The 16992-nt window shown below is 53.9% G+C and carries 21 protein-coding genes and 1 pseudogene; 10 read left to right on the top strand and 12 right to left on the bottom strand.

All coding sequences use genetic code 11. From position 1 onward, the window contains the following. Positions 1-202 precede the first annotated feature (202 nt). Positions 203-841, top strand: coding sequence for a HupE/UreJ family protein (locus EJD88_RS23360; protein ID WP_240344226.1), 639 nt, complete (start codon positions 203-205; stop codon positions 839-841). 12 nt (positions 842-853) lie between these two features. Beyond that, positions 854-1495 carry a transmembrane anchor protein gene (locus tag EJD88_RS23355; protein ID WP_158879133.1) on the top strand — a complete coding sequence of 214 codons (642 nt, stop codon included), beginning with the start codon at positions 854-856 and terminating at the stop codon, positions 1493-1495. A gap of 293 nt (positions 1496-1788) precedes the next feature. Here the strand turns inward: EJD88_RS23355 and EJD88_RS23350 are convergent, their stop codons facing one another. Continuing rightward, positions 1789-3171 (bottom strand): heavy metal sensor histidine kinase, encoded by a 1383-nt coding sequence (locus tag EJD88_RS23350; protein ID WP_047338274.1) that lies wholly within the window; start codon positions 3169-3171, stop codon positions 1789-1791. Further along, the gene (locus tag EJD88_RS23345; RefSeq protein ID WP_032894827.1) at positions 3168-3851 is read right to left on the bottom strand and encodes a heavy metal response regulator transcription factor; all 684 of its coding nucleotides are present in this window, start codon (positions 3849-3851) and stop codon (positions 3168-3170) included. Before EJD88_RS23345 ends, EJD88_RS23350 begins: the two co-directional genes overlap by 4 nt. Before the next feature lie 288 nt (positions 3852-4139). Here EJD88_RS23345 and EJD88_RS23340 point away from each other — a divergent pair, with 288 nt between their 5' ends. Beyond that, a complete protein-coding gene (locus EJD88_RS23340) occupies positions 4140-4586 on the top strand; it encodes a DUF411 domain-containing protein (RefSeq protein WP_032894829.1) in 447 nt (148 codons plus the stop codon). Between the two features lie 51 nt (positions 4587-4637). On the opposite strand, the gene copD is transcribed toward EJD88_RS23340, so the two are convergent. The 5 genes from copD to EJD88_RS23315 form a co-directional block, all read right to left on the bottom strand. Next, entirely contained in the window at positions 4638-5573 is a 936-nt protein-coding gene (gene copD / locus EJD88_RS23335; protein ID WP_032894830.1) for a copper homeostasis membrane protein CopD, read from the bottom strand. Between the two features lie 2 nt (positions 5574-5575). After that, complete coding sequence (gene copC / locus EJD88_RS23330; RefSeq protein WP_032894831.1) at positions 5576-5959, bottom strand: copper homeostasis periplasmic binding protein CopC; 384 nt, start codon at positions 5957-5959, stop codon at positions 5576-5578. 69 nt (positions 5960-6028) lie between these two features. Beyond that, the gene (locus tag EJD88_RS23325) at positions 6029-6874 is read right to left on the bottom strand and encodes a copper resistance protein B (protein ID WP_232964630.1); all 846 of its coding nucleotides are present in this window, start codon (positions 6872-6874) and stop codon (positions 6029-6031) included. A 127-nt stretch (positions 6875-7001) separates the two neighbouring features. Then, complete coding sequence (locus EJD88_RS23320; protein WP_032894833.1) at positions 7002-8855, bottom strand: copper resistance system multicopper oxidase; 1854 nt, start codon at positions 8853-8855, stop codon at positions 7002-7004. A gap of 148 nt (positions 8856-9003) precedes the next feature. After that, entirely contained in the window at positions 9004-9213 is a 210-nt protein-coding gene (locus EJD88_RS23315; protein ID WP_032894835.1) for a co-regulatory protein PtrA N-terminal domain-containing protein, read from the bottom strand. Positions 9214-9498: 285 nt separating this feature from the next. On the opposite strand from EJD88_RS23315, the gene EJD88_RS23310 reads away from it, so the two are divergent. The 6 genes and pseudogenes from EJD88_RS23310 to EJD88_RS23290 all read left to right on the top strand — a co-directional run. Beyond that, positions 9499-9894: a hypothetical protein gene (locus tag EJD88_RS23310; RefSeq protein WP_032894838.1), complete on the top strand. Its 396-nt coding sequence runs from the start codon at positions 9499-9501 to the stop codon at positions 9892-9894. Positions 9895-9993: 99 nt separating this feature from the next. Further along, positions 9994-10389: a hypothetical protein gene (locus EJD88_RS23305; RefSeq protein ID WP_032894840.1), complete on the top strand. Its 396-nt coding sequence runs from the start codon at positions 9994-9996 to the stop codon at positions 10387-10389. A 125-nt stretch (positions 10390-10514) separates the two neighbouring features. Further along, positions 10515-10766, top strand: coding sequence for a DUF2933 domain-containing protein (locus tag EJD88_RS27325; RefSeq protein ID WP_032894843.1), 252 nt, complete (start codon positions 10515-10517; stop codon positions 10764-10766). Positions 10767-10856: 90 nt separating this feature from the next. Further along, positions 10857-13127 carry a heavy metal translocating P-type ATPase gene (locus EJD88_RS23300; protein ID WP_032897731.1) on the top strand — a complete coding sequence of 757 codons (2271 nt, stop codon included), beginning with the start codon at positions 10857-10859 and terminating at the stop codon, positions 13125-13127. 114 nt (positions 13128-13241) lie between these two features. Next, complete coding sequence (locus EJD88_RS23295; RefSeq protein ID WP_032894845.1) at positions 13242-13514, top strand: heavy-metal-associated domain-containing protein; 273 nt, start codon at positions 13242-13244, stop codon at positions 13512-13514. 27 nt (positions 13515-13541) lie between these two features. Further along, positions 13542-13655: pseudogene (locus EJD88_RS23290) on the top strand (DUF411 domain-containing protein); the annotation flags it as partial. A gap of 61 nt (positions 13656-13716) precedes the next feature. On the opposite strand, the gene EJD88_RS23285 reads toward EJD88_RS23290, so the two are convergent. From EJD88_RS23285 to EJD88_RS23270, 4 genes are all read right to left on the bottom strand, one after another. Beyond that, positions 13717-13995 carry a hypothetical protein gene (locus EJD88_RS23285; protein ID WP_158879132.1) on the bottom strand — a complete coding sequence of 93 codons (279 nt, stop codon included), beginning with the start codon at positions 13993-13995 and terminating at the stop codon, positions 13717-13719. A 55-nt stretch (positions 13996-14050) separates the two neighbouring features. Then, a complete protein-coding gene (locus EJD88_RS23280; protein ID WP_032894847.1) occupies positions 14051-14434 on the bottom strand; it encodes a hypothetical protein in 384 nt (127 codons plus the stop codon). Between the two features lie 90 nt (positions 14435-14524). Further along, positions 14525-14971: a hypothetical protein gene (locus EJD88_RS23275; RefSeq protein ID WP_158879131.1), complete on the bottom strand. Its 447-nt coding sequence runs from the start codon at positions 14969-14971 to the stop codon at positions 14525-14527. 42 nt (positions 14972-15013) lie between these two features. After that, the gene (locus EJD88_RS23270) at positions 15014-15406 is read right to left on the bottom strand and encodes a hypothetical protein (protein WP_051903165.1); all 393 of its coding nucleotides are present in this window, start codon (positions 15404-15406) and stop codon (positions 15014-15016) included. Between the two features lie 227 nt (positions 15407-15633). Here EJD88_RS23270 and EJD88_RS23265 point away from each other — a divergent pair, with 227 nt between their 5' ends. Next, positions 15634-16113 (top strand): helix-turn-helix domain-containing protein, encoded by a 480-nt coding sequence (locus EJD88_RS23265; protein WP_050499464.1) that lies wholly within the window; start codon positions 15634-15636, stop codon positions 16111-16113. 90 nt (positions 16114-16203) lie between these two features. Here EJD88_RS23265 and EJD88_RS23260 read toward each other — a convergent pair whose 3' ends face one another. Further along, on the bottom strand, positions 16204-16665 hold the full coding sequence (locus EJD88_RS23260) for a 3'-5' exoribonuclease (protein ID WP_032894853.1): 462 nt from the start codon (positions 16663-16665) through the stop codon (positions 16204-16206). Positions 16666-16992 lie beyond the last annotated feature (327 nt).

Here is a 16992-nt window from a genome sequence, read left to right as displayed (position 1 = left end):
AAGTATACAATGAAGCCATCGTCGATTGCGACCCGCTGCCAAGCTCCGCATGAGCTACGTCAGATACAGGCTTATTCAATGGGTATACCTGCGGGCAAGGCTTTGTTTTCCACCCGTTCTTGTCTGAGCTGGTCTGTGTGCTGAGAGGTGAGTTGGCCAGACGGTTACGTTGTTTTTACTTATCGCTGCACTTTTCCTGGGAATGCCCGAGGCGATGGCTCACGCCGTCGCGGAAGGTGACAAAGGCTTCATCCAGGAAAGCTCCGGCGTCATGTTGCTGCCTTTCATTTACATGGGCGCCAAGCACATGATGACCGGGTACGACCACCTGCTATTTCTGTTCGGGGTGATCTTCTTCCTCTATCGCCTGAAAGACGTGGGGCTGTATGTCACGCTGTTTGCTGTAGGTCATTCGGTCACGCTGCTGCTTGGCGTACTTACAGAGGTCAGCATCAGCTCGTACATCATCGACGCCATCATCGGCTTCTCGGTGGTGTACAAGGCGCTCGATAACCTGGGCGCATTCCAGCGCTGGTTCGGTTTCCAACCCAACACCAAAGTGGCCACGCTGATCTTCGGCTTGCTCCACGGTTTTGGTCTGGCGACGAAGATCCAGGAATACGAGATCTCACCTGATGGCCTGATTCCGAACCTGATCGCCTTCAACGTTGGTGTTGAGATCGGCCAGTTACTGGCCCTCAGCGCGATTCTCATTCTGATGGGGTATTGGCGGCGCACCGGCAGTTTCTGGCGCCACGCCTATACCGCCAACGTCGCCATGATGAGTGCCGGTTTCCTCTTGATGGGTTACCAGATCACCGGCCTGTTTGTCTCCGCGTAAGGAATTCTGACCATGTTCAATACTCCGCTTCCCACTGTTAATGAATTGCCAAGCACTCGCAAACTGGTGCGCTCCACTGTCATTGCACTGCTGACTGCGGTCGGCCTGCTGGTGACAGTGGTTATGCCTTCGGAATATGCCGTCGATCCAACGGGTGTGGGCCGAGCACTGGGACTGACCCAAATGGGCGAATTGAAGATCATCCTTGCTCAGGAAGCTTTGGCGGATGCCGCGCCACCGCAAGCTGCTGCTCCAGCTCCAGCTCCACAGGTTGCGCAAGTCCAGCCTATTGCGAAACCTGCTGCTCAGCCGGCTCCCACACCCACTTCAGCTTTGAAGACTAATCAAATGAGCGTCACGCTCAAGCCAGGTGAAGGGACTGAAATAAAGTTCGAAGTCTTGAAGGGCAAGTCTGTTGGCTACGAATGGACTGCGGTTGGTGGGCCTGTGAACTTCGATACCCATGGCGAACCCTACAACGGTGAGAAGGGTTACTTCCATAGCTACAACAAGGGCAAGCAGGTCAAAAGTGATAAGGGTGAATTTACCGCCATCTTTGACGGCACCCATGGTTGGTTTTGGCGTAATCGCAGCACTAACGACGTGACCATCACACTGAAAACCAGCGGCGATTATTTGGGCGTCAAACAGTAATCAGAAGCAGCGATGGCTGTGCTACGGCAAGAAACGCAGCGTGCTGCTTGACCACATGTCATTCAATTTCATCCATTTTTGAAGAGTATTCCAATGAAAACCCCAACAACCATGATCCGTTCGATGCTCCTGATCTGCTTCCTTGGTTTGATGACGGCCTGCGGAGGCGATGAAAAAGACGCAACTTCTGAGATCGCTGGGCACGGCCATTCACACGAGTGACGCCGTAAATAAACAAGGCCGCATTGCGGCCTTGTTCCTCAAAGAAGAGGCACGGGAGTTTTCTTTTATTCTCAGTCAGCAGGCCAAGCAGGTAAGCGGATCTCAAAGGTCGTATAGCCTCCTCCGGAGACACACTCAACGGCGCCATCATGGGCGTCAACCAGTGATCTGACGATTGCCAAACCTAACCCCGCGTTGTTCGTAGCACCCTCTCTACGTGCAGGATCGACTCTGTAAAAACGGTCAAACAACCGGGGCAGATGTTCTCCAGCTATTTCCTCGCCGGGGTTCTTCACTGACAAGCTGATTATGCTACCCAACGACTCGATTTTTACGGAGACAGTGCAGTCAGGAGGGGTATACCTGAGCGCATTAGAAAGTAAATTCGAGATCATCCTATCCAACATCGTACCGTCACCATAGACCGCGCCGTGTCCGGAGACTTGTAGCTTTACTCCGGTGTCTTCTGCCAGCAACTGGTAATACTCGAAAAGTTTTTCGACCACCGAACGCAACTCGACTTTCTCTTTGGCAGGTAGAACCAGACCGTTGTCCGATTTTGCTAAGAAAAGCATGCCGTCAATAATGCTGGAGAGTCGGTTCAGATCCTCCAGGTTTGAATAGAGATTCTCTTCATAAGTGTCCGGTGCACGTTTCTTTGAAAGGATGACTTCGGTGTGTGTACGCAGATTGCTGATAGGGGTTCGTAGCTCGTGCGCAATATCGGCTGAAAAGTTGGACAGCCGAACAAAAGACTCTTCAAGGCGAGCAAGCATGGCGTTGAAAGAAGAGACAAGGCTCTCAAGCTCACGAGGCACCGAGTCCATCGGGATGCGTTCTTTCAGCGAACCGGCTGACATTGAGGCCGCGACTTGCGTCACCTGTGCGACCGGCTTTAACCCGCTGCGCGCCACCAGCCACCCTAACGCTGCGCTGACCAGAGCGCTGATAGCCAGCCCAATGACCAGCCACCAACGCAAAGTTTCAACGAAGTGCATGTGACTGGTGATATCCATACTTAACCATGCGGTTAGTGGCTCAGCTTCATTCACTAAATGAACTTGGGCCTTCATGCCTCTATACGTATGGCCGCCAGCCGTCCACTCCAACAAACCTTCCCCAGCCTCATGAACCGCAGCGGTAGGCTGTGCAGTTCCGTTGGGAGTAGCGAAGATCGTCCTCCCTCCGTTGGTGACAATCGATGCTGAAAGCTCCTGATGGGCGCCCAGCAGGGCTTGCAGTTGTAACACCACTTCTGAAGAGTCTACGGAGCCGGCCTCGCCATCCATGATTTGCCGAATGGATACGAGCTTTTCCGTCATCGCTTGACGGTCGAGCGCTTTGAAGTGATGTCTACTAAAAGCATCGAAGGTAAAGCCTGCTACAACCAGCACGGCTACCACGGCACAGACAAACATCATGCTCAAACGGAAGGTAAGAGATACACGCTTCATTCAGTATCCGGCGCATCTAGCATGTAGCCCATTCCCCTGGTGGTCTGAATCAGCTTAGTGTCGAAATCATCATCGATTTTGGCCCGGAGCCGGCGAATTGCTACTTCGATCACGTTGGTATCACTGTCGAAGTTCATATCCCAAACCTGCGATGCGATCAGTGATTTTGGCAGGACTTCCCCTCTACGGCGCATAAGGAGTTCTAGGAGGGAGAATTCTTTGGCGGTGAGGTCAATGCGTCGACCTGAGCGGGAGGCACGTCGTTTCAGAAGATCGACCTCCAGATCGCCGATTTTGATAGATGTTTGGTTGGGTACGGCGGAACCACGGCGGAGCAAGCTTCTGACGCGAGCAAGCAATTCGGAAAATGCAAAGGGTTTGACTAGGTAATCGTCCGCTCCTAGTTCCAACCCTTTGACCCGGTCATCAACCCCGTCCCTGGCTGTCAGAAACAAAACAGGAACTGAGTTCCCGGCTATGCGGACAGATTGAATGACCTCCCAGCCGTCCAGGCCGGGCATCATTACGTCCAGGATCAGAAGGTCATAGGTCTCATTTAACGCATGGTGCAACGCCTCTGTTCCCGTAACAACTCGGTCGACAGTGAAGCCAGCCTCCACAAGACCCTGCTGTAGGTACATTCCGATTTTGGGTTCGTCTTCTGCGACCAAGAGTTTCATGCACGGGCTCCGGTTTGCGGTGTTCTAGTGTGCTACCAATCTGACATCTGTGCGCAAGCTTACGTAAATGTAATTGCCTCAACAGCCCACGGATCGCCCGATGCCACGACAGGTCGGTGTGTGATGGGTTGGATGGAGTGAATTGGCAGGCGGCTTACAAAAATGTAATCAGCGATTTGAGCTTTTTGCGCTTAACCTAATTCCAACCACTGTGGAAGCATGACGGCTGGCCCAAGGCTAGGGGGCTTGCAGAGCAACCGCATACTAAAACGCTACGAGGTGCATCGAATGTTCAAACGAAAGCTATCGCTCGCCGTGGGCTTGATGATTTGTGCTGTCGCGCAGGCGGCTGAGCCGCTCACAATCGATGTGCATCGTGACGCGAACTGCGGATGCTGCAAGGAGTGGGTCAAGCACCTTGAATCGAATGGATTCAAGGTGGTCGACCATGTTGAAAGCAATATGAGCGCTATTAAGCAGAGCTTAGGAGTGCCGCAGGGACTCGCGTCATGCCATACGGCTGTTATTGACGGCAAGTTCGTAGAGGGGCATGTCCCTGCGGAAGAAATCAAGAAGCTGAGTGGCCGCTCAGACCTCGCAGGAATTGCAGTACCAGGCATGCCAGCAGGCTCCCCCGGCATGGACTACGGCCAGAATCATCAACCTTATCAAGTATTGGGGCTCACCAAGGCAGGTGCGCAAGAAGTGGTCGCTGACTACCCCTCGAGCCGATAGTTTTTACCTAGTCCTGAGCGTCCATAGTGACGCTCAGATCTGGCTCATGAATCACCCTTGAGCCATCTCGATTGAAGGGCTCAACGTTCCTAGCCATGCCACCAAGAAAACGATGACAACTGCACAGGTCGATTCGAGCATCACACTTTTTCTCAAGGCAGTTGCTGCCAGAGAATAATCCCCAGCCTTCAAAGAACGTTCAAGTGAGGGACTCAGGTAGAAACGATTGAGTGCAGCAAGCCCAATCATCCCAGCGAAAAGCAGGACTTTCATCAGCAGGAGAATGCCGTAGGTGCTAGTTACGAGTTCGATTACTGTCGGCCCGACAATGAAGAGATAATTAGCGACGCCAGTAATTATGATTGTGCCAACAATAAATCCACCCGCTGTTTCGAATCCTTTAAGCGCTCGTGACAGCACTCTTACGAGTTGCTCCGGATTAGCCCCTTTAATCCTCAACATCAGGCCAAACGCCGCAAGAGCTCCGATCCAGCCCCCAGCGGAGAGGAGGTGCAGAATATCAGCTGCAAAGTGCCAGAACCGCTTAGTACCTTCGTCCATTGCCCCATGACCTGTCCAAGCAAGCGTGGACAAGGCGATGCTGCCTGCCAAGGTAGCAACCCAGAGACTCCCTGTTGGCCATCGCTTGCTCTGACTTGCGACAAAAATCACCACTGCCAGCGAGATCATGCGCGTCACCCAGCTATAGCCGATCTCAGTCTCGTACAGCATCATTTCCAGATGAGGCCGCAGCTCGTCCCAGTCGGAGGCGCCGCTCATATTGCTTGTGATAATCATGAAAGCTGCTACGGACAAAAGCATGCCTATAGCAGCGGTGCCGGGCAGTATCCACCCAAAATGCAGCACCGCTCCGGACACGCGCTCTTTACCCCGAAAGCTGTACAGTCCAAAGACCGCCAGGCCGAACAGGAGCATTAGATCCAGATAAAGCGCGAGGCGCAGCGCCACATTCAATGGGTCGCCCACGCTTATTTCACTTTGAAAGTAACGCTGCCGGTAATCGGATGGGTATCGGAGGAGACCGCTCGCCATTCGACTTTGTAAGTACCAGCGGTGAGAGGAGAGGCCGGGGTCAAGATCATGGTTTTAGGATCGGTACTGCCAGACACGCTGGCTTTCATGGGCATAGGGGAGTGTGACATGCCAGGCATTTCCGTCATGACCAACTTGGCCCCGGAAAACTGAGTAACCAGGTTTTCGGAAAAATGCAGTTCAATCTTCGCAGGAGCTGGGCCGCTCTCGCCTTCAGCCGGAGTTGAAGACAGCAGCTTCGGGTGAGCTTGGGCAACTGCACTGAGCAGCAGGCTAGAAGAAAGAGCGACGGCCACAACACAGGATTTGAATACGGACATGCAAGGCTCCTCACAGCGCGAAGCTGTTGTAATGAGGTTAGATAATTATTTAGTACCGCTAACTTTGTTTCAGAACCACACTCGGACGCCGAGCACTAGGCGTGCTTCGTTGTTATCTTCGCCTTCCTCGCGGGCATAGTCTGCGGTTCTGCCATAAGCCCGATTCCAAGTTACACCGACGTAAGGTGCGAATTGCGGGCGGACTTCGTACCGAAGCCGCAAACCAACCTCACTTTCAGACAGCCCTGAACCGACCCCGCGTTGAGGATCGTTTTTGCCATAGAAATTGAATTCTGCCGTCGGTTGCAGAATCAGCTTATTGGTAAGGAGAATGTCGTAGTCACCCTCCAACCGAGCAGCGGTCTGGCCACCTTCACCCAGATAAGCAGTAGCCTGGGCCTCGAAATTGTAGAGAGCCAGGCCCTGAATACCGAAAGCAGCCCACGTTTGTGGGTCGCCTGGTTTGAAGTCTTGACGAACCCCACCGACTAAATCCCACCAAGGGCTAATGGAGTGGCCCCAAAGTGCCTGAACCTCTGCTTCTTCAGTCTTCCCATTGGTGCGCTCACCTTCGGAGCGCAACCATAGCCGATCAACATCTCCCCCTATCCAACCTTGTGCTTCCCAGTTCAGCGCGCTTCCATCGTCAGCATCCTGCCATTCCAGTTTCTCAAATATAAAAAATGAGTTGATTGCAGTGTCATGAACTTCATGACCACCAGGGGCGTTATAGACTGCGGCTCTGTCAGCATCGGTAAGTGGTGGTATCGGAGTCCGGCTTTGAGTTAGTGGTTGCTTGGCGGGCTGCATACCCTCCATTTTGCTGTGATCCATGCCCTGCATCTGGCTGTGATCCATGCCCTGCATCTGGCTGTGATCCATACCCTGCATCTGGCTGTGATCCATGCCCTGCATCTGCCCAGCGGCCACCCCCTGGCTAGACTCAGCAGCTGCCGGCAAGGCAACACCAGCAGTGAGAGCGACCGTGAGTACAGCCGAGTGCATGCGAGTCCCGCTTAAGAAATTACTCATAGCCATCTCCTTATTCCTCCACGCGCACTTCACGGAACATGCCCATTTCCATGTGGTATAGGAGATGGCAGTGATAGGCCCAGCGTCCCAGCGCATCTGCAGTCACCCGGTAGCTGCGCTTTGATCCTGGCGGCATATCGATGGTGTGTTTGCGGACAAGGAATTGCCCGTTTTCATCTTCAAGGTCGCTCCACATCCCATGCAGGTGGATGGGGTGAGTCATCATGGTGTCGTTCACAAGAACGAACCGAACTCGCTCGCCATACTTCAGTTTTACCGGCTCGGCGTCTGAAAACTTCACGCCGTTGAAAGACCAGGAAAATTTCTCCATATGACCGGTCAAGTGCAGTTCAATAGTGCGACTTGGCTCACGGCCATCTGGATCCTCAAACGTGCTTTTTAGATCAGAGTACGTCAGCACCTTTCGTCCATTGTCGCGAAGGCCCATGCCAGGATCATCGAGCTTCGGAGAGGTCGACATTGCTTGCATGTCGACGAGGGGATTGTTGGACTCTGTGGCTGGGTGCGACTGCATTTCTCCCATACCATTCATGCCGCCCATGGACATATTGCTGTGATCCATTCCCTGCATGCTGGACATGCCTTGCATAGCACCAGAGCTATCTTTCATGGCTCCGCCGTCCATACCTGACATACCCTGCATCGAGTCGTCTCCCATACCGGCCATTTTGCTGTGATCCATTCCAGCCATATCGCCCATACCGGCCATCCCACCGTGATCCATACCGGCCATACCCATGTCGGCCATGGTGACTAGAGGACGAGGGTCTAGCGCAGGCACTGGAGCAGTCATGCCAGACCGGACAGCCAAGGTGCCTCTGGCGTAACCCGACCGATCCATCGACTGCGCAAACAGTGTGTAGGCCTCTTGCGTGGGTTCGACGATCACGTCGAAAGTCTCGGCAGTGGCGATCCTGAACTCATCCACGCTTACCGGTTTGACGTATTGGCCATCAGCGGCCACAACAGTCATCTTCAAACCTGGAATTCGTACATCAAAGTAGGACATGGCTGAACCATTGATGAACCTCAACCTGAGCTTTTCGCCAGGTTTGAAGGTGCCAGTCCAATTGGAGTCCGGAGCCTGTCCGTTCATCAAGTAGGTGTACGTCGCACCACTGACGTCCGCAATGTCCGTAGGATTCATCTTCATCTCGGCCCACATCTTGCGATCAGCGACGGTCGCTGACCAACCTTTGTCAGCCACGTCATTGATGAAGTCACCCACTGTTCGCTTATGGGTGTTGTAGTAGTCCGCCTGTTTCTTCAGTGTTTTCATCAGCGAAGCAGGATTTTCATCAGTCCAGTCACTAAGCATCACCACGAGGTCGCGGTCATACTCAAAAGGCTCAGGCTCTTTGGCATCGATGACCAGTGGGCCGTACACACCAACCTGTTCTTGGAAGCCGGAGTGACTGTGATACCAGTACGTTCCGTTCTGCTTGACCTTGAACTGATAGACGTACGTGCCATCAGGCTCAATTCCATGGAAGCTAAGGCCTGGAACACCGTCCATGTTTGCCGGAAGGATAATTCCGTGCCAGTGGATAGAAGTCATATCCTTGAGGCGGTTCTTGACCCGCAAGGTCACGGTATCGCCCTCACGCCAGCGCAGCTGGGGCCCAGGAATCCCGCCATTTATGGTCATGGCCGTCCGGGAGTTCCCAGTGATATTTACCGGTGTTTCTCCGATGAAGAGGTCAAACTCTGTACCTGACAAGACATTGGCATCGCCCACTCTAGGGGCGGCCCAGATAGGGGTATGCCAGAGGCCTAAACCACCGAGAATCCCGCCTGCGGTGAGTCCTTTCACAAAGGTGCGCCGAGAGGTTTTGGCTTGCATACCGATTCATGTCCCGTCAGTCGGATGTTAGATGTGCGCACTGGGCGTGCCCCTAAGGGCTAACGCTAGACGAGCTAGTGCGCTTGATGTATCGGAAGATGCCATAAGCCAGCAAACGGGGTGATTACATTTCAGTAAGCTGGTTGGCTCAGCAATGGTGAGGCTGCTTTTCAGCCTTGAGCTTCTCTTGTGCAATATTTTCTTGCGCCTCAGCTCCGGGGGCAGACTTTCCGGTGGCCATTGCCGTCTCGCGAGCTCGTTCCATGCGCTCAACCGCACGGTCGCCGCCACCTTCGGCAAAGGCCAGGGACGATATAGCCAAACTGAGTGTAAGAATCACAACGTTGGTTGCTTTCATAGTGCATCTCCTTCAAGGAATTGACTCTCGATGAAACCAGAGAGTTTGAGCGTCAGCTCGATGAGGATGATGAGGGAACGTACCTGTCAGCACGCTTAGCCGGTGATTACACTTTTGACAGCACCCGGAGAAACTCAACATCTGAAAGATCGATGGGCGTCATAAAATTTGACCGCACCACAGAACCGACAGCCGGCTGCATAAATTGATGTAGATCAACTGTGGCACTTCAATGTGGAGTATGTTGAAAAATCAAAATCCGCTAATCAGTACCGGAGATTCTCCATGTTCTGGTTTCGCCATCGTCAACCAACGTTCATACGCCTCGCCATCGTGCTGTGGGTGTTAGCGTTTGGTCTGGCAGCGACCCAGGGATGTCTGGCACAGCCCAGCCACAATCCGGCTACAACTCATGTCTCGCTGATCACCACGCAAGATCACGATAGCCACGACGCCCATGCCCTCGGTTGCCTTCAGCACTGCTCCGATGCGGCAATAGCTGTAAGTCCTTCGCTCCATCTTCAAATATTTGACCTGTTCAGTTGGACGTTTCTGCTCCTTATCCCAGCGTTGCTGATTTTGTATCCCGCCAATCCCTCCGCTTTTGCCTTTCTTGCATTACGGCGTCCTGTACCGGCCAGACCTCCTGCCCGCCTGATTTTCGTCCGTTTCAACGATTAATCCGACCTTCTGCGCGCCGATCTTCGGCGCACTGTCTGACTGCGCCAACCTGGCGCGGCTTGGTATTACCTGAATTGTCCTGACCCTTTGGAGATTGCCATGCATGCCACATTGAAATTTATCCTCGCCACCCTGCTCGTGAGCAGCCCACTTATCGCCTCGGCAGTCGATGAGCATCACCCGGAGGGGCAGACCGCGCCCGCCAAGACAAGCGAAGCAGCTACGCCGATGCAAAACAATGTCATGACCGAGCAAATGCAAAAAATGCAGGCTGCACACGACAAGGCAGCCGCCGCCAAGACCCCTGCCGAGCGACACGCCGCCATGCAGGAGAGCATGAAGACGATGAAGGAAAGCATGGACATGATGCATAAGAACTGTCATGGCAAGGGCATGGGCAGCAACAAAGACGGCATGGAGATGGGAATGATGAACATGATGATGAAAATGATGGATCAGCAAACGAGCATGATGAACATGCCGACGAGCAAGTGACGCGCACAAGCCTGTAGGCAATGCAGCGACGGTTTTACCTTAACCAATATGCCAAGGGTAAAACTGCCGCCCGTTGCACCTATACGACGTATCACTAAACCGCACTCCCTCAGGAGTACAGAACCATGGTGAATTCGCCACATTCCGCTAACACCTCTCCAACATTTTGGAGGAGCAAACCCGGCATAGCGCTGGGTATGCTGCTGGTGATCGTGCTGTTCTATCTGGCAAGAGAACACTACGGCCATATGCTGGGTTTACTGCCTTATATGATTTTGCTGTTGTGCCCGCTGATGCATTTTTTCGGGCACCACCACGGTGGTCACAATCATCACGGCGAAACCTCAGTCTCAACCAAGGATGCGAACAGGAGTTAGCTCATGCACACCCCTGAGGTTCGTCAAGAGCACGGCCCAATACAGAACTCTGAACCCCAAGCCACTGGCTCCCATGACCCGGTATGTGGCATGACCGTCAGTAACGACAGCCAGTTCAGCACGGAATATGAGGGGCAACACTACCGGTTCTGCAGTCTGAAATGCCAAACGGCCTTCAGGACAGCGCCCGAGCGTTATCGAATATCTCAACCGAAAATCGAACCAGTCCCTCAGACAACAGCAGAACCGTTAACGGGTGCCGCTGAATACACATGTCCCATGCATCCGGAAATTCGCCAGATCGGCCCCGGCGTCTGCCCTAAGTGCGGCATGACCTTAGAGCCGGTGATTCCCGAATTGGAGGAAGAAGAGAACTTAGAACTCAAGGACTTCACCCGGCGCTTCTGGTGGACATTGCCGCTGACAGTGATCGTCACCGTGCTGGCTATGGGTGGCCATGCCCTGGAGTTGTTCCATGGCACCACGCAAAATTGGGTCGAGCTGGGATTGGCTACACCCGTCGTGCTGTGGGCTGGCTGGCCGTTTTATGTGCGTGGTGTGCGTTCGGTGATTCAGCGAAGTCCGAACATGTGGACGCTAATCGGCCTCGGCACGGCGGCGGCCTTCCTTTACAGCGTCGTGGCAACCCTGACCCCCGATGTATTCCCCAGCAACTTCATGATGGAGGGCCGCATCGGTGTGTACTTCGAAGCAGCGGCTGTGATCATCTCACTGACCCTTCTCGGCCAGATGCTTGAACTCAAGGCTCGCTCGCAAACCTCGGCTGCCATCAAGTCGCTGCTTGGACTGGCCCCAAAAACTGCCCGACGGATCAATGCCGATGGCACGGAAGAAGACATCCCTCTGACACACGTACACAGCGGCGACACATTACGTGTGCGTCCGGGAGAAAAAGTACCTGTAGACGGCCAGGTATTGCAAGGCGAAAGCGCTGTAGATGAGTCGATGCTCACCGGCGAACCGATACCGATCATGAAGAGGGCCGGCGACGCGCTGATCGGCGCCACTCTCAACATCCACGGTAGTCTGGTGATGCAGGCGCAGAAGATAGGATCAGCGACCCTCCTCGCACAGATTGTGCAGATGGTTGTGCAGGCACAACGCTCAAAAGCGCCGATGCAACGGCTGGCAGATGTGATTGCTAGTTACTTCGTGATTGTGGTGATTGCTATCGCCGCGCTGACTCTACTCGGCTGGGGGCTTTGGGGGCCCGAGCCAAGTTGGGTGTTCGGACTGATCAACGCTGTCGCGGTCATGATCATCGCCTGTCCCTGTGCCCTTGGCCTAGCGACACCGATGTCAGTCATGGTTGCCACCGGCAAGGCTGCTGGCAGCGGCGTATTGTTTCGCGATGCCGCCGCTATCGAAAACCTGCGCAAGATAGACATCTTGATAGTCGACAAAACTGGCACCCTCACGGAAGGTCGACCAGCGTTCCATAGCGTCGAGGCCGTACCCGGATTTACTCAGGATGAAGTGTTGCGCCTGGCCGCAAGTCTCGATCAGGGCAGTGAGCATCCATTGGCCCACGCCATCGTCGAGCAGGCTCGTGCCGCAGGGCTAAAACTGGTGACACCTGAAACCTTCGAGTCAGCCTCAGGTATTGGTGTAAGCGGTCAGGTCGAGGGTCGCCGACTGATGATAGGCAATACCGCGTTGATGCAGGAAGCCGGCGTTTCCACAGACAGCTTGCAAGAACATGCCGAGAAGCTACGCGGCGACGGTACGAGCATCATGTACCTGGCAGTGGACGGCGCCCTGGCGGGTTTACTGGCTGTTGCCGACCCCATCAAACCCACCACGAAGCTGGCCGTCGAGCGTCTGCAGGCGGATGGCGTCAAGGTCATCATGGCCACTGGCGACGGCCTTACAACTGCTCGCTCGGTAGCCCGCCAGTTGGGCATCGAGGAGGTTCACGGCGAGGTCAAGCCGCAAGATAAAGAACGTCTGGTGGCATCTTTGCAACTAGCCGGACACCGGGTGGCGATGGCCGGCGACGGCATTAATGATGCCCCCGCACTGGCTCGCGCTGATGTAGGAATCGCCATGGGCACTGGCACTGACGTGGCGATGAACAGCGCTCAGGTCACTCTGGTGAAGGGGGATCTGCTCGGTATCCTACGGGCGCGCAGCCTGTCAGTCGCGACGGTGAGAAATATGCACCAGAACCTGGCCTTCGCCTTCCTTTATAACGCCATGGGCATCCCACTGGCTGCCGGCTTGTTCTATCCACTTACCGGTCACCTTCTGTCACCGCTCATTGCCGCACTGGCCATGAGCGTGAGCTCGGCGTCGGTAGTATTCAACGCCTTACGTCTGCGCCAGGCTTCCATTGATTGAGTGACAACGACCGCTTGACCTTGCCATGGCGGCAAGGTTGAGGATAAGCCAACGCCGCAAAAAAGCCTCATGCGTTAGTCTTTCCATGATCAACTTTGTTGTGAGGAGTCACCAATGAAAATTGTTGAACTGCAAGTCCAAGGCATGAGCTGTGGTTCATGTGTCAAACATGTCACCGAAGCGCTGCGCCCAGTTGAAGGCGTGAGTTACGTATCGGTGGATTTAAAAGCCGGACGGGTGAAGGTCAGCGGCGATTCGCACAGCCATGCGCTGCTTACAGCCCTGGAGAACGCGGGCTATCCAGCACAGCTGGCGACAGTGGAAAGCGTAGCGAGTAAGAAAAACTCGGGCTGTGGCGGGAACGGCGGCGGTTGCTGCTGCCGGTAAGAATTAGTAATAAACTGGAGAACTCGCATGAATGCCAGTCTGCGAATTGCCGCGTTCACGACACTACCCATGACCGGAGCGGCACAAGCCGCTGAAGTCATCGACGTTTACCGCGATCCTAACTGCGGCTACTGCAAGGCAAACCATCTCAGCTCTATCGCTACCATCATGACGCTTTAGTAAAATGCTTGAAGCGTCGTCATCAAAGGTCATCCTGCTCTTCCCGAATGTCGACTTCGCCCATCGCTCCTAGGTAAATTTTGCGACAAGGAAGCTTGGTGATAAGCCCGTTTTCGAAAAGCACCCTGGGTATATCGCCAAACAAACTCGACACTTCCCATTTCTCTGTGAGCGGCTTCACTGCCGCTGCTATTAATGAATCGAGGTCGAAGTCCTGCGTTGCAACAAAGGGCCCAGCGCGGTCGTAATTCTCAAAAATGCCCGAGGCAATGCAGATGACTTCGCCTGCCTTGACGATCATGACACCACCTCGAAGCCATTCAGGAGGGTTCGCCAGTGGAAGAAGACCACGACCATTACTGTAACCCTCGCGGGGTGAAGTGGTGCATCCCCCGTGAAAGCCGCAGAAACTCACGCAGGCTTGCACGTCCATTACCCCTCTGGAACGTCGCCAAGACGTAACGACTATTCTCCGTCGTCATCACCCAAAACCTGCCTTCACGCTCGACTTTGATCACATCAGAAGTGCGGATCAAATGGCCGTCGCCGAACCGCCCATACTGGTCTTTACGGTTGTGACCAAACACTACGCCTATGCCCGTTCGGGCTTTGATGGAGGCGCTGCAAAGATACGCTGTGATCGGTCTATCGAAGCCTTGCGCCTGAGCTTTTTTGATTCGTATTAGGTCGAATTCTGTGTGGCGCTTCCCATAAAAATCCAAGCCAATCATGTTCAGCATTGTTGCACTCCGTTGGCGGTATATACGGCGTAACCAGGAATTCCACACGCAACCATCTGTGCTGGTATCGTGCAGAAATCTTGGTAAATCTCAGGCTGTACGAATCATGTTTGCGTGATAGATCGGACGAAGGTTGCTCAGCACATCAGTGTTGAAGCTAGGTTGGTGAGAGCTGTGGTATTTGGAGCCGGTCTCCACCTCTAGCAGGCACACAACACACTCGTTTTGGTCTTCACCAAGCGTCACTTTGGTCAGCTTCTCCATGCGCCAAACTCCCGTGCCATTCATGTGGGCAGGTGTGACAACTTGCACCTCTGTGATGATCGTCTCCGAGTCCTGGGCAATCAGCAGTTGCTGAAGCCGTGGTTCGCTGTCGATCATCAGAACCGCCTCTGAAATTCGGCCCTTGGTCTTGGCCTGGACGGTTACGTGATACCAGTGATTACGAAGCACTTTGGATACCTGATGCCATTGGTACTGACCCTCACCGAACATGCCTGGTAGGCCCAGCATGTCGGCGTCGTGTGTTCTAAACATCGTATGTCCTTGGCCTGAAGGGGCTCCGATATAGAGCGCAGGTTAGAAGAGGGAGAAAACGTCTTTCAGGCTTGCGAGCTGTTCATGACCAGGGCCAATCAATACGTAAACAGAGTTTCTGGTCTCGAACGCAATACCGTCGTGGAGACCGGTGCACATGCTTGAACGAACCCAATCGCCGCGTTCGAAACGGCCTTGGCTGTCCTCGGCCACGTTGTGAGCAAACAGGATCATCGGGAGCTGGCCCGCTGCATGACATTTGAAGAGTTCGTCGCGGGTGACTTCAATGCGAAATATTGTCCAGTCGCGGACTAGGCAGTAAGGCTTTTTAGGAAAGCGTTCGACTGCTAAAGCTCGAGCTGCAGAGGTGCTCGACAGGCCCTCAAGTGGTGTCCGTGGCGCATTCATGAAGTCGGGTTCTTCGACGCTAGCCATAGGGCTTCCTTTCATTAATAACCGGGAAATTGACAATTCAATCCCGCTTGTTGTCGCTCGCACTCGAGCAGATGGCTGCCGCAAGCAAGGTGCTTAGCTCCGCTTACGGATGTATATGCATCGAAAAGCAGGCCTCAAAAACGCTGATAGCGCCGTAATACGGATCATAGCCCGTGTTATGGTGCGTCGCAATATGGCCTTATCCTCGATTTGCGTGGGGAAATGTCATGGAGGCCGCAGAAGCCCTAGCTGTAGTGGTGCGAGCACTGCGTAGAAAAAAAGGTCTTACGCAAGAAAACCTGATCACTATTGACCGTTCCTATTGGGGCCGGATTGAGCGTGGGGAGGTGAACATCACGATTGATGTGCTCATTCGTCTCGCAGCGCTGCTTGAGGTTGAGCCGGCCTCATTGATTCTCATGGCGACGTGTCTACAGTCCAACGAGCCGCTTAGGGAGGGGCTGAAGCGTCTGAATAAGCAACTAAATAGGATAAAAAAGGACAGCGTAGATATTGAGATGGAGTCGTTGGTAAGTGCAGGGAAGCTTCCTCCTGGTCGACCGGCGCGATCCGGAGCAGCGCAGAAAGCCGCAGAGGCAAATCGCCTGAACAGTGAGGGAGTGTCAGTGACTGAGATATCGGAAGCGTTGGGTCTGTCTAAAACTACTATTCGTAGGTATTTGACCAGCAAGTCCGAACAGGCCTGATTTTTGAATGACCAGCACCAGGTTGAAAATGCCTCAGGAAGGTTTGCTGTGAAAGACAGCTTTAGCTCACCTTGGCCTCTTAGGACTTCATTACCCTTTCTTCAGATCGCTTTCGGTGAACATGCTAGCGATGATACGGGCGTCAAGAAGAGCGTGATGCGGAAGCGGAGCCCCGTCACTTGAGGCATCTAGAGTGGTTGCATCGGTGGGGTAATTCCGAACGTTCCTTGGCCATGTACCATTGTCATATGCGAGTTCGCAGAAAAGCTCCCAGTCGTACTGTGGAGCGTCTGTGACAATCTCCAGGACTTCGTCGAACGAGGCTAGGTAATCGAGCAGTGCAGTTCTTGCCCTGATAATGGGTTGTGCATTGCCACCGCCCCAGAGCTGCGGAAGAACGATCTCTATGACGAAGTCGCTGCAATCTTCCTCTCGCCATGTGTCGAGCAATTCCACGTAGAATTCGCGTCCATTTTCAGCTACCAGTGCGAGTGATATCAGCTTCGCTGTGGCTGAGAGCTTGGTGAACTCGCAATCAAGAAAGAGCCTCATTTTGCTGGAACTCCGTTATGACTAGGGCTCGCCTGGATATGGTGCAGGAAGGTCAGCTATGGGAAATGGCCCTCGAGCATCTTGGCTCAGACGGACTCCTCGAAGCTGTCATAGAAATGTGGAGCCGCGCCGGGTGCCCGTCCAGACCAGTCGTTGAGCATCTATCCCACGACAAGGTTAGCCAAGAAGTCTTGAATATACTGAAAATTGCCCAGGAACGAGTCGGTGCCTTCGTACCGGGTCGAATTCGGGCTGCAGGCACAGTCACCTTATACGCTCGTCACGCCAGCAGCTTGGTTGATGGGCTCATCACATTGCTACCAAAGG

Origin of the sequence: Pseudomonas sp. PB105 (genome assembly GCF_009764655.1) — a bacterium.
GTDB classification, from domain to species: domain Bacteria; phylum Pseudomonadota; class Gammaproteobacteria; order Pseudomonadales; family Pseudomonadaceae; genus Aquipseudomonas; species Aquipseudomonas cyclaminis.
The sequence above is the reverse complement of the archived record's forward strand: the minus strand, read 5'-3'. Positions and strand labels throughout refer to the sequence as shown.

What these genes read in the sequence shown, in the direction of transcription:
- EJD88_RS23360 (WP_240344226.1), top strand. Translation starts at nt 203, where the DNA reads ATGCCCGAGGCGATGGCTCACGCCGTCGCGGAAGGTGACAAAGGCTTC.
- EJD88_RS23355 (WP_158879133.1), top strand. Translation starts at nt 854, where the DNA reads ATGTTCAATACTCCGCTTCCCACTGTTAATGAATTGCCAAGCACTCGC.
- EJD88_RS23350 (WP_047338274.1), bottom strand. Translation starts at nt 3,171, where the DNA reads ATGAAGCGTGTATCTCTTACCTTCCGTTTGAGCATGATGTTTGTCTGT.
- EJD88_RS23345 (WP_032894827.1), bottom strand. Translation starts at nt 3,851, where the DNA reads ATGAAACTCTTGGTCGCAGAAGACGAACCCAAAATCGGAATGTACCTA.
- EJD88_RS23340 (WP_032894829.1), top strand. Translation starts at nt 4,140, where the DNA reads ATGTTCAAACGAAAGCTATCGCTCGCCGTGGGCTTGATGATTTGTGCT.
- copC (WP_032894831.1), bottom strand. Translation starts at nt 5,959, where the DNA reads ATGTCCGTATTCAAATCCTGTGTTGTGGCCGTCGCTCTTTCTTCTAGC.
- EJD88_RS23325 (WP_232964630.1), bottom strand. Translation starts at nt 6,874, where the DNA reads ATGCAGGGCATGGATCACAGCCAGATGCAGGGTATGGATCACAGCCAG.
- EJD88_RS23320 (WP_032894833.1), bottom strand. Translation starts at nt 8,855, where the DNA reads ATGCAAGCCAAAACCTCTCGGCGCACCTTTGTGAAAGGACTCACCGCA.
- EJD88_RS23315 (WP_032894835.1), bottom strand. Translation starts at nt 9,213, where the DNA reads ATGAAAGCAACCAACGTTGTGATTCTTACACTCAGTTTGGCTATATCG.
- EJD88_RS23310 (WP_032894838.1), top strand. Translation starts at nt 9,499, where the DNA reads ATGTTCTGGTTTCGCCATCGTCAACCAACGTTCATACGCCTCGCCATC.
- EJD88_RS23305 (WP_032894840.1), top strand. Translation starts at nt 9,994, where the DNA reads ATGCATGCCACATTGAAATTTATCCTCGCCACCCTGCTCGTGAGCAGC.
- EJD88_RS27325 (WP_032894843.1), top strand. Translation starts at nt 10,515, where the DNA reads ATGGTGAATTCGCCACATTCCGCTAACACCTCTCCAACATTTTGGAGG.
- EJD88_RS23300 (WP_032897731.1), top strand. Translation starts at nt 10,857, where the DNA reads ATGACCGTCAGTAACGACAGCCAGTTCAGCACGGAATATGAGGGGCAA.
- EJD88_RS23295 (WP_032894845.1), top strand. Translation starts at nt 13,242, where the DNA reads ATGAAAATTGTTGAACTGCAAGTCCAAGGCATGAGCTGTGGTTCATGT.
- EJD88_RS23285 (WP_158879132.1), bottom strand. Translation starts at nt 13,995, where the DNA reads ATGATCGTCAAGGCAGGCGAAGTCATCTGCATTGCCTCGGGCATTTTT.
- EJD88_RS23280 (WP_032894847.1), bottom strand. Translation starts at nt 14,434, where the DNA reads ATGCTGAACATGATTGGCTTGGATTTTTATGGGAAGCGCCACACAGAA.
- EJD88_RS23275 (WP_158879131.1), bottom strand. Translation starts at nt 14,971, where the DNA reads ATGTTTAGAACACACGACGCCGACATGCTGGGCCTACCAGGCATGTTC.
- EJD88_RS23270 (WP_051903165.1), bottom strand. Translation starts at nt 15,406, where the DNA reads ATGGCTAGCGTCGAAGAACCCGACTTCATGAATGCGCCACGGACACCA.
- EJD88_RS23265 (WP_050499464.1), top strand. Translation starts at nt 15,634, where the DNA reads ATGGAGGCCGCAGAAGCCCTAGCTGTAGTGGTGCGAGCACTGCGTAGA.
- EJD88_RS23260 (WP_032894853.1), bottom strand. Translation starts at nt 16,665, where the DNA reads ATGAGGCTCTTTCTTGATTGCGAGTTCACCAAGCTCTCAGCCACAGCG.